Annotated in this window: 15 protein-coding genes; 13 read left to right on the top strand and 2 right to left on the bottom strand. The window is 66.7% G+C overall.

What is annotated here, in order from left to right; translation table 11 throughout:
* Nucleotides 1-267: 267 nt before the first annotated feature.
* The 9 genes from GD429_RS21700 (at nucleotide 268) to GD429_RS21660 (ending at nucleotide 8,299) form a co-directional block, all read left to right on the top strand.
* Nucleotides 268-522: a response regulator transcription factor gene (locus GD429_RS21700; protein ID WP_227791709.1), complete on the top strand. Its 255-nt coding sequence runs from the start codon at nucleotides 268-270 to the stop codon at nucleotides 520-522.
* 17 nt (nucleotides 523-539) lie between these two features.
* Nucleotides 540-716: a hypothetical protein gene (locus GD429_RS21695; protein ID WP_175918017.1), complete on the top strand. Its 177-nt coding sequence runs from the start codon at nucleotides 540-542 to the stop codon at nucleotides 714-716.
* 199 nt (nucleotides 717-915) lie between these two features.
* Nucleotides 916-2,043, top strand: a complete 1,128-nt coding sequence (locus tag GD429_RS40560) for a hypothetical protein (RefSeq protein ID WP_193727161.1) — start codon at nucleotides 916-918, stop codon at nucleotides 2,041-2,043.
* 163 nt (nucleotides 2,044-2,206) lie between these two features.
* Complete coding sequence (locus tag GD429_RS21685; RefSeq protein ID WP_152859751.1) at nucleotides 2,207-3,910, top strand: S8 family serine peptidase; 1,704 nt, start codon at nucleotides 2,207-2,209, stop codon at nucleotides 3,908-3,910.
* Nucleotides 3,911-4,010: 100 nt separating this feature from the next.
* Entirely contained in the window at nucleotides 4,011-4,670 is a 660-nt protein-coding gene (locus GD429_RS21680; RefSeq protein WP_152859749.1) for a hypothetical protein, read from the top strand.
* 34 nt (nucleotides 4,671-4,704) lie between these two features.
* The gene (locus GD429_RS21675; RefSeq protein ID WP_227791708.1) at nucleotides 4,705-5,763 is read left to right on the top strand and encodes a hypothetical protein; all 1,059 of its coding nucleotides are present in this window, start codon (nucleotides 4,705-4,707) and stop codon (nucleotides 5,761-5,763) included.
* On the top strand, nucleotides 5,760-6,719 hold the full coding sequence (locus GD429_RS21670; protein ID WP_227791707.1) for a DUF4239 domain-containing protein: 960 nt from the start codon (nucleotides 5,760-5,762) through the stop codon (nucleotides 6,717-6,719). Before GD429_RS21675 ends, GD429_RS21670 begins: the two co-directional genes overlap by 4 nt.
* Nucleotides 6,706-7,248 (top strand): glycoside hydrolase family 19 protein, encoded by a 543-nt coding sequence (locus GD429_RS21665; RefSeq protein WP_152859747.1) that lies wholly within the window; start codon nucleotides 6,706-6,708, stop codon nucleotides 7,246-7,248. Before GD429_RS21670 ends, GD429_RS21665 begins: the two co-directional genes overlap by 14 nt.
* A gap of 43 nt (nucleotides 7,249-7,291) precedes the next feature.
* A complete protein-coding gene (locus GD429_RS21660; RefSeq protein ID WP_193727160.1) occupies nucleotides 7,292-8,299 on the top strand; it encodes a GNAT family N-acetyltransferase in 1,008 nt (335 codons plus the stop codon).
* Nucleotides 8,300-8,571: 272 nt separating this feature from the next.
* On the opposite strand, the gene fnr is transcribed toward GD429_RS21660, so the two are convergent.
* A complete protein-coding gene (fnr, locus tag GD429_RS21655; RefSeq protein WP_152859743.1) occupies nucleotides 8,572-9,345 on the bottom strand; it encodes a fumarate/nitrate reduction transcriptional regulator Fnr in 774 nt (257 codons plus the stop codon).
* Between the two features lie 595 nt (nucleotides 9,346-9,940).
* Between fnr and GD429_RS21650 the strand changes: the two genes are divergently transcribed.
* From GD429_RS21650 to ftsH, 3 genes are read left to right on the top strand one after another with little or no spacing between them, the layout of a single operon-like run.
* Nucleotides 9,941-10,588: a BON domain-containing protein gene (locus tag GD429_RS21650; RefSeq protein ID WP_152859741.1), complete on the top strand. Its 648-nt coding sequence runs from the start codon at nucleotides 9,941-9,943 to the stop codon at nucleotides 10,586-10,588.
* A 39-nt stretch (nucleotides 10,589-10,627) separates the two neighbouring features.
* Complete coding sequence (locus GD429_RS21645) at nucleotides 10,628-11,137, top strand: BCAM0308 family protein (RefSeq protein ID WP_152859739.1); 510 nt, start codon at nucleotides 10,628-10,630, stop codon at nucleotides 11,135-11,137.
* 33 nt (nucleotides 11,138-11,170) lie between these two features.
* Entirely contained in the window at nucleotides 11,171-13,078 is a 1,908-nt protein-coding gene (ftsH, locus tag GD429_RS21640) for an ATP-dependent zinc metalloprotease FtsH (RefSeq protein ID WP_152859737.1), read from the top strand.
* A gap of 56 nt (nucleotides 13,079-13,134) precedes the next feature.
* On the opposite strand, the gene GD429_RS21635 is transcribed toward ftsH, so the two are convergent.
* Entirely contained in the window at nucleotides 13,135-14,928 is a 1,794-nt protein-coding gene (locus GD429_RS21635; RefSeq protein ID WP_152859735.1) for an adenosylcobalamin-dependent ribonucleoside-diphosphate reductase, read from the bottom strand.
* A gap of 226 nt (nucleotides 14,929-15,154) precedes the next feature.
* Between GD429_RS21635 and GD429_RS21630 the strand changes: the two genes are divergently transcribed.
* Nucleotides 15,155-16,090, top strand: coding sequence for a 1-phosphofructokinase family hexose kinase (locus GD429_RS21630; protein ID WP_152859733.1), 936 nt, complete (start codon nucleotides 15,155-15,157; stop codon nucleotides 16,088-16,090).
* The last annotated feature ends 85 nt before the right edge of the window (nucleotides 16,091-16,175 follow it).

Here is a 16,175-nt window from a genome sequence, read left to right as displayed (position 1 = left end):
ATGATGCATCGTTCCGATCGCCCGAATTCAAATAATGCGAGCAGTGTTGCTGCGACCGCCGCGGCGACATGAATACTCGCGGCAAATTCGTTTCATAAATGGTCGACCGGAAATATCACTGCAGTCTCAAGCGCATCCACCTTTGCATGTCGCGTGTGTAAGGGGAGAAGTCCGGTCGCCGGTGAGGTTGTCATGAAAATTCAAAGGAGACCGCCGCTCCCGTGACAAAAAGGGGATGCCCTTTCAAGGGTCAACGGGGAATCCATCTTGAAACTCACCACACGCGAGATGGTCGTGTTGGGTCTGGTTGCGAAAGGCCTGACCGACCGTGAAATCGCGGCCGAACTGGTCTTTTCCGTATCAACCGCACGCAAGCATCGCGAAAATCTGCTCAACAAATTCGGCTTCCGGAAATCCGCGCAGCTGACCATTCGCTATTTCATTCTTTTTCCTGACGCACTCAAAAAAACGACGCCCCGCGTCGTGCCGACCCGTTCTCGCCGCGCGAACGCGAGGTACTGAAACTGCTCGCAGAGGGCATGAGCGACAAGCAGGTCGCCCGTGCGCTGGGCATCAGTGACCAGACCGCCCGCAAGCATCGCTCGCATCTTCTCGGGAAGACGGCTTCTACCAATATCTGCGCGCTGCTCCATACGGCCGTGCTTTCCGGCTGGCTCACCGAGCCATTTTTCGTTCCGCCGTCCGGCTCGCAATGACAACGACGCATACCGCATTTGCCGAATGGAGCCGGCAGGACCCGCCTCGCAGAATTGACCTGCCGATTCCTCCGATGTTTGCTTCGACGCACGCGTCCTGAGTCGATGGAAGCATCGCCGGCCGGCATGTGAACGGCGCGCACGACGCACCACTTGCGGCTTGTGCGCCGACTCTTTCCTCTTGATCCAGGACTTGAAAATGACTCATGTACACCATGCATTGCCGGGGGTACCGCACACGGTCACGGGACACATTCCGGCTTACGCGTCGACCGTGGCGCAAGGTGCGTTCGCGCCGCAGGGCGTGGGCGGGGCCATCGTCGGCACCGCGGCGCCGATGATCGGCGAGCTGCTCGGCCGACTCGGCGGCCTGCTGCCGTTTGCCGCTCAACCGCAGGCTGCGTTCGCCCCGCAAGGGGTGTTCGGCGACATCCTGAAATCGGTCGCGCCGACCGTCGGCACCGTCGCCGGACAGTTCGGCGGCCTGCTGCCGTTCGCGGTGCAACCGCAGGCAGCGTTCGCGCCGCAAGGCGTGGGCGGGGCCATCGTCGGCACCGCCGCACCGGTGATCGGTGAGCTGCTCGGCCGACTCGGCGGCCTGCTGCCGTTTGCTGCGCAGCCCCAAGCAGCATTCGCACCGCAAGGGGTGTTCGGCGACATCCTGAAATCGGTCGCGCCGACCGTCGGCACTGTCGCCGGACAACTCGGCGGCCTGCTGCCGTTTTCGGCCCAGCCGCAGGCAGCGTTCGCGCCGCAGGGCGTGGGTGGCGCCATCGTCGGCACTGCCGCGCCGGTGATTGGCGAACTGCTCGGCCGGCTCGGCGGCCTGCTGCCGTTTTCGGCTCAGCCGCAGGCAGCGTTCGCGCCGCAGGGCGTGTTCGGCGACATCCTGAAATCGGTCGCGCCGACCGTCGGCACCGTCGCCGGACAGCTCGGCGGCCTGCTGCCGTTCTCGGCCCAGCCGCAGGCAGCGTTCGCGCCGCAGGGCGTGGGTGGCGCCATCGTCGGCACTGCCGCGCCGATGATCGGCGAGTTGCTCGGCCAACTTGGCAGCCTGCTGCCGTTTGCCGCGCAACCGCAGGCAGCGTTCGCCCCGCAAGGCGTGTTCGGCGACATCCTGAAGTCGGTCGCACCCACCGTCGGTTCGTTCGCCGGACAGTTGGGCGGCCTGCTGCCGTTCTCGGCCCAGCCCCAAGCAGCGTTCGCCCCGCAAGGCGTGTTCGGCGACATCCTGAAGTCGGTCGCACCGACCGTCGGCACCGTCGCCGGACAACTCGGCGGCTTTCTGCCGTTCTCCGTCATGCCTGTCCAGCCGGCATTCCACTGACCGCTGCACCTGAAGACCTGCGCCACCGTGCGTGACCGCGCGGTGGCGCACCCGACGGACGCCCGTCGCGCAACGATCCGATCGCGTCGGCATGCGCGCCCGTTACTTTCGACCGACTAAGCCCGCGACGCGTCGCGATTGCCGCGCCGCGAAGGAGATTGCGATGGACAAGGACAAGAAGCCCGCCGCCGCGAAGGCGGCAGCCATGCCGACGGACAGCGCGGCTGCCGCACCGGACGTCACGCCGCCCGATTCGGCCGACGAAGCGGTCCACGTGACGAGCGGCAAGCGCCAGTACCTGATCGCGCCTCGGCGCGGCGTGCTCGCACGTCAGGCGGCCGTGACGCCGATGTCGGCTCACGACCTCGACAATGCGGTCGGCCGGCTCCCCGGCGTCGAGGTCGTGCGCGTGATCAACAGCCACAAGAACGCGCAGATGATGTCGGCGAGGCCGGACGAAGCGACCGACACGTATGTCGTCAAGATGGATCCCGCGAACGCGCAAGTGCTGCAGGCGACGGCGCCGCCGGAAATGATCGTCGAGGAGGATCATCCGCTCGGCTATGGGAAAAAGCCGCAACAGGAGTCCGGCGCCGAGCTTCGTCCGCAGGCGGCCATCGCGTCGGTGATCTTGCGCCCGGTGACGATCCGCGTGCTGGGAGCGAACGACCAGCCGGAGCCCGGCGTTCCGGTGACGCTCGCGGGCGACGGCTTCCCGGTGAGCGGCACCACCGACGCGCGAGGCGAAACGACGCTGACCGTCGCGCAGATGGCGCCCGGTCCGCTCCAGTCGCTGGCGGTGCGACCGCCCCACACGTACTGGAATGTCTATTTGCCGGCGCCGCTGCTGTCGAGCGATCAGGCGAACGTGGTGCGGCTCACGCCGTTGTCCCAGCCGAACCCGAACGTGCCGCCGCGTGCGCCGCTCGGGTGGGGGCAGCGCCTGATGGGCCTCGACGAGCTTCCCGCCACGGCGACGGGGCGCGGCGTTCGCGTCGCGATCGTGGATTCGGGGGCGGACGCGTCGCATCCGCTGTTGAACCATATCCTGCGCGGCGCCGATCTGACCAACGACCAGAACCCCGATACCTGGAAGGACGACGTGATCGGCCACGGATCGCATTGCGCGGGCGTGATCGCAGCGCGAATCAGTCCGCAGGCCGCCGACGCGCAGATGGCGATGCGCGGTTTCGTGCCCGACGCAGAGATCCATGTGCTGAAGATCTTTCCCGGCGGCCAGTTCAGTACGCTGATCCAGGCGCTCGACTATTGCATCGATCACGACATCGACGTCGTGAACCTGAGCCTTGGCGCGCCGCAGGCGTCGCTCGCCGTCGAGCAGAAGCTGATGGAAGCCGTGCAATCCGGCGTCGCATGCATCGTCGCGGCCGGCAATTCGGGCGGCCCGGTCCAGTACCCGGCCTCGTCGCCCTACGTGCTCGCGGTGTCGGCGCTGGGGCTGCAGCGCGAGCTGCCCGGCAACACGTGGGAGCAAACGCAGATCATCGCGCAGGCCGCGACGCCCGACGGCCTCTTCGCGCCGACGTTCTCGTGCCACGGTCCGCAAATCGGCGTGTGCGGGCCGGGCGTCGGCGTCGTATCGACCGTGCCCGGGTCGGCGTTCAATGCCGAATCCGGCACGTCGATGGCGGCGCCGCACATCACGGGGCTCGCGGCGCTGCTGTTGAGCGATCCGCAGATCGCCAGCCATCTCGGGCCGCGCCGGCCGGAGCGCGTCGCCGCGCTGTTTCAGCTGATCCGGATGATCTGCACGCCGATCGTGCAGTACGACGTCGCGAATCGCTTCGGCGCCGGCCTGCCGCGCATCCAGAACCTTCGCCAGTTGTTGCAGCAGGCGGCCCGCTGACCGCGCGCGAACCGCGCCGGCCGACCGCCGACCGCCGGCCGATTCCGTCGGCCGATTCCGTCGGCCGGCGCACGTCGCCACACACAAGGAGAAATTCGACATGTCGACCCTGTTGCGCATCACCCGGGCGGCCTGCGCCGCCAGCCTGATTCTGACCTGCGCCGGCGCACACGCGCAGGACTGGACGCTGTCGCTGTCCTGGAAGCTCGGCTCGTGCGTCGGCCGCGACGGCGCGCAGACATGCACGTCCGGCCAGCCGCCGTCCGCGCGCCAGGCCGCCGACGGCACACCGATCCGGATCACGGCGATCGGCCTGTATACGCCTCGGCGCGATTGCGACACGGCGGCGGTTCCGGCCGACACGCTGCCCGACGATGCCGCGCCGTATATCGCGCCCGCGAGCGCCGATGCATTCCAGCAGCACTGGAACAGTTACGGGAGCTGCACGGGCTACGCGCCCGCCGGCTACGCCGCCGAGCTTGCCGCGATGGCGCGTGCGGTCGGTCTCACGAATCTCGGCCGCTACCTGAACGAGCACGACAACAAGGTGGTGCGGCTCGACGAGCTGAAGAACGCGCAACTGCACGATTTCTTCCTCGGCGCGGACAAGGCGGTCCAGTTCCTGTGCACGCCCGACGGACGGCTCGCGGAAGTGCGCTACCGGCTGCGCGACTGGTCCGACGTATTCGTGTATCGCGACAAGGGCGGGATGCTGGTCGTGTCGCCGGGCGGCAATTGCGGCGACGAAGTGCGGCTGTAGCGCGCATTGCCCGCCGACCTCGTGGAGAACCGTCATGCGCACGCAACGTTCATGGTCCCGGACAACGGCGGACCCACCGCCCGAAGCGGACGGTGCGAACACGGCCGCATCGAGGCGCGATCTGATCGGGCAGTTGCAAATCGAATGCAATGCGATGGCGCGCTACGCATTGCAGCACGGCATCGCGGTGGCGCCCGATCTGATCGCGCAGTTGTCGATGCTGATGGTCGCGGCGTCGCGCGCCGCGGCTGAATCCGCGGCGGACGATGCGTCGTCCGTGCACGGCGCATCGTATGCGCTTGCCGCGATTCATCGCCGGCTCGCGGTCGCGATCGCGCCGGCGACGCCGCAGGCGGTCACGCTGCTCGACGGCGAACTGCGCGTCCGCTCGCGCTTCGCGTGGCTCGGCCCGGTACCGCTGATCCGCGCGCTGACGCTCTCCGCCGCGACATTTCTGGTCGCGGTGATTGCGACGTCGCTGTCGCCGGAAGTGTCGGTCGCGAACATCGATCAGGGGTTTCTCGATTCGCACGGCACCCGGCTGCTGTGGAATGCGCTGTTCCTGATGTTCTGCGCCGGGCTCGGCGCGTCGTTCGCCACGCTGTTCCAGGCTCATCGCTACGTCGCGAATTCGACATACGACCCGAAGTACGACGCGTCGTACGGCGCGCGGCTGATTCTCGGCGTGATCGCGGGCCTGATTCTCGTCGAGCTGCTGCCGCCGCACCTGTACGACGGCGCAAGCACGCGCAGCTTCGGCAAGCCGGCGCTTGCGATGCTCGGCGGTTTCTCGGCGACCGCCGTGCATCGGCTGCTGCACCGGCTCGTCGAGACGCTCGAGACGCTCGTGCGCGGCGACACCGCGGCCGCCGCGCAAGCGACCTTCGAAGCGCATCGCGCCCATGCGGCGACCGAGCGCGTGCAATGGCAAAGCGAACTCGCGGCGGATCTGCTGCGGCTTCAGCAATCGCTCGAAACAGGGATGCCGGCCGATGCGGTCAAGCAGCGGCTCGCCGAATTCACACGCGCGATGCTGTCGGCAGACGCGCCGCGCACGGGCCGTCAGGACGGCGCAAACGCAATCGGGGAATGACCATGCTCTTTCTTTACAACTGGCCGTCATGGCTGATGGGGCTCTTCATCGTGACCGCGACCGTCGCGGCCGCACTGGCCGGCTACGCGCTGTTCCGCCGCATCGCGCCGGTCGACCTGCATCCCGAGCAGCGAGCGATGGCGATCACGATGGTGTCGGTCATCACGACGATCAACTCGTTGCTCGTCGCGTTTTCGGCGATCAGCGTGTGGGACGCGTACAACAGCGCGGAGCGCACCGTCGACGCGGAAGCGACCGCGGCCGGCGAGCTGTCGCGCGATCTCGCCGCGTTCGGCGATCCGGTCGCCGACGCCGCCTCGGGCGCGCTGCGCGCCTATCTCGACGGTGTCGTGCGTTACGAGTGGCCGACGATGCAGCAGCACGCGAGTGCGGATGCGCAGGCGGCGGCCCGCTTCGATCGCCTGTTCGACATGGCCAACCGGATCGAGCCGCGCAGCGAGCGGCAGCGCGTGCTGCTCGGCGAGGTGCTCGCACGCGTCAACGAGATGGCAAAGCATCGCGAACAGCGCCTGCTGACGCTCGACGTCGCGATGCCGGCCACGCTGTGGGGCGTGGTGCTGCTCGCGAGTGTCGTGTCGTTTCTGCTCCTCTACATCCTTCCGGGCACGCGCTTCAACATCGCGCTCGTCGCGAGCTGGGCGCTCACGCTCGGACTCGCGTTCTTTTTCGTGCTTGCCGTCGACCGTCCGTTCGCAGGCGAAGTCAGCGTCAAGCCGGAGCCGCTGCGCGCGATCGTCGCCGCGATCGACGCGCAAGCGCAGCGAACCGGGCCGGCCGCGCATCGCAACGTTCCGCCTTCGCCGCGCAGCCCGACCCGCTCGCAGGTGGACGACGCTGCCGCGTTGACTGCTTCGACCGTTTCCTCACCGTCGAGCGCGTCCGGCGCGGCCTCGCTCGCCCATGCCTTGCAAGGAGAACGCGATGACACCCGATGAATTCCAGTCCGCCGCCGCCGTATCCGCCGTGCTCGCGCAACGCTGGTATCCGGCACTTGCCGCCGCGATGGTCGAGTTCGGCATCTCGACCCCCGGGCGTGTCGCGGCCTTCGTCGCGCAGACCGGCCACGAGACGCTCGGCTTCACGCTCACGCGCGAGCTGTGGGGGCCGACAACTGCACAGCGCGCCTATGAGCCGCCGTCGCGCAAGGCCGCCGAACTCGGCAACGTCCACGCGGGCGATGGCAGGCGCTTCCTCGGACGCGGGCTCATCCAGATCACCGGGCGCGCGAATTACCGCGAATGCGGCAACGCACTCGGTGCCGATCTCGAGCGCCAGCCCGAACTCCTCGAACGGGAGCCGCTGGCCGCGCGTTCGGCAGCCTGGTGGTGGGAACGGCACGGCTGCAACCTGATCGCCGACTCGGGCGATTTCGTGTTGCTGACGAGACGCATCAACGGCGGTGTCAATGGACTCGAAGATCGGATGCACCGGTGGGCGATCGCCAAGAAGGCGATGTGCCTGTGAGCGTGCGGCATGGAGCAAAGACCAACCAACGGAGGGCAACATCATGAAGACGCGAATCTGGGGTATGCGCGTATCGATGCAGGGCGTGCTGATTGCGGTGGCGGTGACGGTGGCGAGCGCGGCCATGCCTCGGCAAGCATCGGCGGAAATCGAATGCCAGCCTGTCGCCGTGAAAACGGGCAAACAGTTGAACACCACGTGGGGAAAGGAGCTGCATCGTCAGGAAAGCACGGGCGGCGTCGACGCGATCGTCAACAGGATGTGCCAGCCGTACTGGGCCAACGCAGACGATTACTGGCTGTATGGCAACTATTACCCGCTCCACCGCAACCCGCAGACGCAGCAACGCGCTGGCGCCGACCTCTTTGTCAAATCGAGGCCGGCTCAACCCGATCTGGCCAGATACCTATGCAAGGATACCGGCGCGAACGGCGCGACGCCGTATGACAAGGCGAAGCCGGTCGGCGTATTCGCTTACGAGACCTTCCGGACGGACGAATCACGGAAGAACGCGACCGACATCGCCAGCCAAGTCGAGCTGCATGTGCTGTGCGTGGCGCCGGACGCGCGAAAAAAGGGGCTGGGAATAGAGATCCTGAACGAGGCCGTGCAGCGCATGACCGAGGGCGTCAGCCACGACAAGAAGGTTCGCATGCAGTTGACCTCGCACGTGAAGGCGCACGACTTCTACGATCGGCTCGACATGACGTGCCGCGAGGAGGAAGCGAGCGATTCCATCGCGCGCGTCTACGAGCGCACCCTGAAACCCGGTGATCGTATCAAGCGGCGCGATGCGATGTATTACATGGGCTGGAACGACGGTGGCCAGTGCCGACGCGTGACGTTCGGTTGCGGCAATCGAGATGAGTATGAACAGCTGCGGCTACGCGCGTTCGATTCGGAAGATAGTTTCGAAAATTCCGATCAGGCTACGCATGTCAATGGAACGCTCATGGTCGGCGCCTTGGCCCATGCGTACGGATGCAACACCGAATCGGGGGAAATCGGGTATGAGGCGGTGATCCGGAAACTGGGCGGGCACGGCCAATGAGTCTCCGGCGGCTGCGTCGTCTCGCAAGATGTGTCGCATTCGACGGGTAGCGGCATGCTTCGAGTGCCGTTGCGCGACCGTCGGTGGCACAGGCACGACGCAGCCGATCGACCTGACTCGATAGCGCTTTACATGGCCCGCGATCCGGGCAAGGTCCGACAAAGCCTTGCCCGTCGGTCGAACCGGAACGCTCATGCGCGAGCCTGTCGGATGTCCAGTGTGCGGCGGTCGGCGAGCCCCGGGAGCCTGCGTGCGACGCACCCGCAGCAAGGTCAGATTTGCCCGAGGCCGTCCGAATCGACGATGCGAATCTGCTTGCCTTGCGCCGCGACGAGCCCCTTGTGCTGGAACTTCGACAGCATGCGGCTGACCGTTTCGAGCTTCATCCCGAGATATTCTCCGATCTCGTCGCGCGTCATCCGCAGCACGAATTCCGCGGCCGAGTAGCCGCGTGCCTTGAAGCGCGTGGAAAGGTTCAGCAGGAATGCGGCCACGCGCTGCTCGGCGGTCATCGTGCCGAGCAGCAGCATCAGCGCGGATTCGCGGACGATTTCGCCGCTCATCATCTGGTACACGTGATGCTGCATCGCCCGTACTTCGCGACACATCTGCTCGAGCTGGCCGAACGGAATGATGCAGACCGTGCTGTCCTCGAGCGCGATCGCGTCGCCGTTGTGGTGCCCCGTGTGTACGCCGTCGAGCCCGAGCGATTCGCCGACGATCTGGAAGCCGGTGATCTGCTCGTCGCCGTCGCGATGCATCACGATGGTCTTGAACGAACCGGTTCTCACCGCATAGATGCTGTTGAACGCGTCGCCCGCGCGAAACAGCGTTTCGCCGCGCCTGACGTGACGCGTCGTGCAGATCATTGCGTCGAGACGCGCGAAGTCGTCAGGCGAAAGATCGGGCGGCATGCAGACGGTACGCAACGCGCATGACGAACAGCGGGACGTGGCGCGCTTCGGCTGGTCCGCCGGCTCGACCGGACGCAGCGGGATGAACGGGCGTAACGGCATGGTCGTCGAGACATTGGCATTGCTCTCCATGATCGGCTCCAATTCGTAGGGCAGCGGCGAATTGCTGTCGGGCAGGATCGCGCTGGCTGTATTACCGGCGGCCTTGGTGTCTGCCGCCTTCCTGAAGGAAGAACCCCACCGGACGGGCCGGGAGGCCGATGCGCCGGTCTCGACGGTAATCCAGCCATTGCGCCGGGAGGCACGCGTGCTTGTTTTTCTTGATGGGAAGTATGGATGCCGCGCAGCGCCAAGGAAATCAGCCGGCATTGAAGATGAGGTAGGTGACGCGGAAGCGCTGTAGGACGTTTCCTACAGCGGCACGGCGGTGAATCCGTTGACCTGGCTCAATGCCTGCGGCGGTGCCGGGCGCCATCTCGGATAACGCCGATTCCGTCAGAGGAATTTGCGAAGCGTTCCGGTTGCCGCGGCTTTCGTGGAATCCGGTGTCGTGATCGGGTGGCGCACCGATCCATATCAACGGACAAATTCAGCCGTCGCCCGCCCGCCGCCCGCCGTTGATTGATCCTCGTCAAGCTGCCGGCGTTGCCATGCGCGATGCTGGATGCAGTGCGGCACGGATCCGATTGCAAGACTCGCGATCGACACGGGCCGACGGGAGACCGCGATGAAGTCCGATGCAGCACTCAAGCAGGATGTCGAGCAGGCGCTTTTCTGGAATCCGGCGATCGATGCGCGCCAGATCGACGTCGACGTCCGCGACCGGATCGTCACATTGCGCGGCACGGTCGACAGCTGGGCCCAGAAACTCGAGGCGCAGAAAACGGCGCTGCATGTCGCGGACGCGCGCGCGCTGGTGCTCGAACTGAACGTTGCGCCGCCGGAGAACGCCTGCGCTGATCAGGAGCTGGCGATCGCGATCACGTTCGCGCTCGGCTGGCAGGACGCGTTGCGCGATCACAAGATTCGCGTCGAGGTCGATCACGGCTGCGTGACGCTCGACGGCGAAGTGGATCACGCGTTCCAGAGCCGTGCGGCGGAAGCGATGGTGAGCCGGATGATCGGCGTCGTCGGCGTGGCGAACCGCATCCGGGTGCGTGCCGACCATACGGTGCCGGACGTCGGCGCGCGGATCGCCGAAGCGCTCGCGCGACGCGCACAGCGCGAATCCGCGGGGATTTCGATCGACGCCGCCGACGGCATCGTCACGTTGACGGGCACGGTCGCGTCGCTGGCGGAAAGGCGTGCCGCATGCGGCGCGGCAGGGGCGGTCAGGGGTGTTCGCGAAGTCGTCGACCGGCTCACCGTTGCCTGACCGGCTTGCTTGTACTGCCTACTTCAGGGAGAAACAGCGATGAACCGTTCAAATTCCGGCCCCGGTCGAAACCACCTGCGCCGCGACCAGCGCATGCCGCCGCATACGAAGGACAGTTATCGCGATCCGAAGCGCCCGAAGGGCGACAGGATCTGCGAAGGCTGCGGCGCCGTTTGCGACGAGGGCCGCTGGACCTGGTACGCGACCCCGCTCGACCGGCGGCAGCTCGAATGCCCGGCCTGCAAGCGCATGCGGGAAAACGCACCGGCGGGCGAACTGGTGTTGCACGGCGATTACCTGCGCGCGCACCGGTCGGCGATCCTCGAACTGCTCGAGCATCAGGCCGATCTGGAGACGAGCGAACATGCGCTCGAACGCATCATGGAAATCGAGAAATCCGGAGACGCGGTCATCATTCGGACAACGGGCGTGCACATGGTGCGGCGTCTGGGCGAAGCGTTGCTGCACGCGCATCACGGCGATCTCGCGCTCAACTATCGCGACAGCGAAGACGTGCTGCGAGCGAAATGGACGCGCGACGATGCATGAACGGACCCTGGTCGGTCGTACAGGCTCGACGCCATGAAGAAAACATTCGACTATTCCGCGCTGCTGATCCCGATCGCCTTCGGCGTACTGATTGCGGTTCAATTGCTGATGCGTCAGCCGGCGACGACGTCGATTTCGTACAGCGACTTTCACCGCCTGGTCGACGCGCGGCTCGTCGACGATCTGGAGATCGGTCAGTCGTCGATCTCGGGCGCACTGCGCGTGCCCGAAGCCGTTCCGATGCTGCCGGCCTCCGACGCGATTGCCGTGAAAAAAGCCGGACCGCCGTGGCGCTTCACGACGAACCGGGTAGCCGACGACCGCCTGGTCGCCACGCTGACGGCCGCCGGCATCCGCTATCGCGGGATGCCGGATTCGAGCTGGATCGAAACGCTTGCAATGTGGGCGTTTCCGGTGATCGCCTTCGTACTGGTGTGGAACGTCATGATGCGCAGGCCGGGCGGGATAAGGGACCTGAGCGGCATGGGAAAAAGCCAGGCCCGCGTCTATGTGCAGCAGGAAACCGGCATCACGTTCAGCGACATTGCGGGCATCGACGAGGCGAAGGCCGAGTTGCAGCAGATCGTCGCGTTCCTGCGCGAGCCCGAACGCTATCAGCGGCTCGGCGGCAAGATTCCGAAGGGCGTGCTGATCGTCGGCGCGCCCGGCACCGGCAAGACGCTGCTCGCGCGCGCGGTCGCCGGCGAGGCGGCGGTGCCGTTCTTCTCGATCAGCGGCTCGGCATTCGTCGAGATGTTCGTCGGCGTCGGCGCGGCGCGCGTGCGCGATCTGTTCCAACAGGCGCAGCAAAAGGCGCCGTGCATCGTGTTCATCGACGAACTCGATGCGCTCGGCAAGGCGCGCGGCGTCGGCCTGATGTCCGGCAACGACGAACGCGAGCAGACGCTGAACCAGTTGCTCGTCGAGATGGACGGCTTTCAGGCGAATTCCGGCGTGATCATCATGGCCGCGACCAACCGGCCGGAGATCCTGGATCCCGCGCTGCTGCGCCCCGGTCGTTTCGACCGGCACATCGCCATCGACCGGCCGGACCTGAACGGGCGCAAGCAGATTCTGGCCGTGCACACGAAGCGCGTGAAGCTTGCCCCCGAAGTCGATCTGGCCGAGCTGGCATCGCGCACGCCGGGATTTGTCGGCGCCGATCTCGCGAACGTGGTCAACGAGGCCGCGCTGCATGCGGCCGAACTCGGCAAACCCGCGATCGGGATGGCCGACTTCGACGAGGCGATCGATCGCGCGATGACGGGCATGGAGCGCAAGAGCCGCGTGATGAACGAGCAGGAGAAGCGCACCATCGCGTACCACGAGTCGGGTCATGCACTCGTCGCGCAAAGCCGTGCGCACTGCGATCCGGTGAAGAAGGTGTCGATCATCCCGCGCGGCATCGCGGCACTCGGCTATACGCAGCAGGTGCCGACCGAGGATCGCTACGTGCTGCGCAAGAGCGAATTGCTCGACCGGCTCGACGTATTGCTCGGCGGTCGCGTAGCCGAGGAAATCGCGTTCGGCGATGTGTCGACCGGCGCGCAGAACGATCTCGAACGGGCGACCGCGCTCGCCCGGCACATGGTCATGCAGTACGGGATGAGCGACAAGATCGGCCTGTCGACGTTCGACGACGCTGCATCGCAGGGCCGGGTGCCCGGCGCATGGACGCCGGGCGACGGCCGTTGCAGCGAACACACGGCGCAGCTGATCGACGAAGAGGTGCGCGCGCTGCTCGAGGATGCGCACGTGCGGGTCGCGGCAACGCTCGGTGAGCACCGCGACGCGCTCGAACGGATTGCCCAGTGCCTGTTGCTGCACGAGTCGATCGATCACGACATGCTGGTGGCGCTCATTGCGGGGCTGGGCGATGCCGACGAGCCGGGCCGACCCGCGGAAGCAGAATCGGAGACGGCAACGGGCGCTTCCGTCTGAGCGGTTGCCCGCTTCGTGCCGAACTGCCGAACGCTTCCGGCCGGCAATCGTGTCGTTCAGCAGTTGATACAGACAGCGCCATCGCGCTGTTTCGCGGCGTCGTCGGTGACGACCGACGCGAGCTGCGGATCGGGCCGGAACACCGTGATCCCCTTGAGCCGCTCGCGCCACGCCAGAAAGAACAGTTCGTCAACCTGGGAAAGCGAACACTGGCCACGCATCGTCACCGTCTTCGAGATGCCGGCATCGACGCAGGGCTGCAGCGCGGCGAGCATCGCGACATGATCGGCCGGCGCGATATCGGCCGCGGTGACGAAATAGTCAGGCAGCCGGGCATTGTCGCCGTGCAGTTCGCGAAACAGCCGGTGAGCGTGATTCTCGACACGAAACGGACGGACGCGTCCGTCCGCGGTGCGCACCATGCGACGCTGCATCCAGCCGGTGGCCGGTTCGATCCCGTTCGAACAGTTGTCGCAAAACGCGAGACTCACGCTGCCGGCCGGCGCGAACGACAGCAAATGGCTGTTGCGCAGCCCGTGCCGTGCGATCGCGTGATGCACCTTCAGCGGCAGGAGCATGCGGTTCGCGGGGCCGGCCAGATAGGCGGCCGGATCGTAGGCCGGAAACGCACCGCGCTCGGCGGCAAGCGCGGCCGATGCGGCAAACGCATGCTCGCGCATCGTCAGCACGATGCCGCGCGCAAACGCGCGCGCTTCGGCGCTGTCATAGCGCAGCCGCAGCATCGTCAGCGCATCGCCAAGCCCCGTTACGCCGACACCGATGCGCCGCTTCCGGTGCGCCTCATGCTCATGCGCGGCGAGCGGCCACGCGGTGAGGTCGAGCACGTTGTCGAGCATGCGTACCTGGATACGCACCGCATCGGCGAGCGTCGCGAAGTCGAAGCGCGGCTTGCCGTCGACACCGAACGGGTGGTGAACGAAGCGCGACAGGTCGATCGGCCCCAGCACACAGCTGCCATAGGACGGCAGCGGCTGCTCGCCGCACGGGTTGGTCGCGTCGATTCGCTCGTGTTCGCGCAGCGGGTTCGCATCGCGGATCGTATCGAGGAACAGCAGCCCGGGCTCGGCGCTGTCGCGCGCGGCGTTGACGATCTCATGCCACAGCGTACGGGCCGGAACCGTCGCGTAAAGGTAACGCCCGTCCGGCTGCCGGGACGGTGCGCCGGACGCGCAATAGCGCGGCGCATGATGGACGAGCGCCCACGGCCGGTCGTACGCGACCGCCTCCATGAACGCGTCCGTGATGCCGACCGACAGATTGAACGTCGGCCAGCGCGATCGTCCGCGCTTGGCCATGACGAACGCGACCAGGTCCGGATGATCGCATCGCAGCACACCCATTTGTGCGCCCCGGCGCGGGCCGGTGAACGGCAGCGCACGGCACATCGCATCGAAGCGGTCGATCGCCGCGCAGGCGCCGTGTTCGGATGCGAGACGTTGCTGGTACGCGTCCGCGGGAGGCACCGGCGAGAAGTCGTAGCCGATTCCGCCCCCCATCAGCAGCGTGCGCCGTGCTTCGTCGAGCGCGCGCTCGAGCGCTGCGTCGACGGCCTGCACGGGCATATCGACCGGAACCTCGAGTGGATGGACGAAGCAGTTGACCATCGTTCCGCCCGTCGCCGCGCCAGCGTTCGCCAGGATGCGGCCCGCGCCGATCGCCCCGCGCATCAGATTCAGAAAGAACGCGCGCTCGGCCTGCATGCGAAGCTCCGCCGGCTCGGCGAGCGACAGCGCATGGGCGACGCGCCGGAATACGGCCGCGTGCGACGTTTCGCTGGGCTGCGCATAGCGTTCGGCGAACACGGTGGTGCAAAGCGACTGCTCGTCCATGGCGAGGCTCCGCGACGGCGAATGATTCACTGTAAGGGCCTGCCGGCACGCGTCGTTGATCGAGCGCAATCCGGCGCCTTTGCGGCGTTACTTGACCGCCGTCAACGCCGCACCCGCGGTGGAACGTAAGGTGGCGCAAGGGCCGGCATGCGTCGGTTGCCGGCAATCGTCACGCCGGCGCCGGTCGCGCAAGCCGGCGGATCGAGCCTTTTATCGACCAAGCCCCATGACCGATATCGTTACCGTCACATTGAACCCTGCCGTCGATGTCGCGACGTCGGTCGAGCACATCGTCGATACGCACAAGCTGCGCTGCGCGCGGCCGAGGCGCGACCCGGGCGGTGGCGGGATCAACGTCGCACGAACCATTCACCGGCTCGGCGGCGACTGCGTCGCGCTGTACCTGGCAGGCGGGCCGACCGGTGACGTATTGACGCTGCTGCTCGAAGCCGAACGTCTGCCGACCGCGCGATTGCGGATCGCCGGCGAGACACGCGAAAACTTTTGCGTGACCGAGACCTCGACAGGACGCGAATACCGTTTCCTGACGCCGGGACCGTCGATCACGGAAGCCGAGTGGCGGGGCTGCGCGGCCCGCATCGAGGCCATGCAACCCGCGCCGCGCTATCTCGTGTTGAGCGGCAGCTTGCCGCCCGGCGCGCCGGACGACCTGTATGCAAGGCTCGCGCGGACCGCGAAAGCAAACGGCAGCCGGGTGGTCGTCGATGCGGCAGGCCCGGCGCTGCGGGCAGCGCTCGAGGCCGGCATCCATCTCGTGAAGCCCAGTCTCGGCGAACTGAGCGCGCTGGCCGGCGAGCCGCTCGACGAAGCGTCGGCATGCCGGAAAGCGAGCGAACTCGTGGCGCAAGGGCAAGCCGAAATCGTCGCGTTGACGCTCGGTGCTCGCGGAGCATGGGTCGTCACGCGAGATCGAACCCTGCGCCTGCATGGCAGGCCGGCAACGGTATGCAGCACGGTGGGGGCCGGTGACAGTTTCGTCGGCGGCATGGTGTGGGCGATGGCGCGCGGCGTGCCTTTCGACGATGCGTGCCGCTATGCGCTGGCGGCATCGGCTGCTTCGGTCGAGCATCCCGGCACGGCGCTTTGCACACGCGACGATGTCGAGCGGATTCATGCCGAACTGGTTGACGAAGCAACCTGACGCGGATGCCGCCGGACACGTGCGCGATGCCATCGCCGTGCGAACGGTTGTTGACCTGGCTCAGCGAGCGCGCGGCGCGATCGGG

The organism is Burkholderia sp. BE17 (assembly GCF_009362305.1).
In the GTDB taxonomy this organism is placed as follows: Bacteria; Pseudomonadota; Gammaproteobacteria; order Burkholderiales; family Burkholderiaceae; genus Burkholderia; species Burkholderia pyrrocinia_C.
The sequence above is the reverse complement of the archived record's forward strand: the minus strand, read 5'-3'. Positions and strand labels throughout refer to the sequence as shown.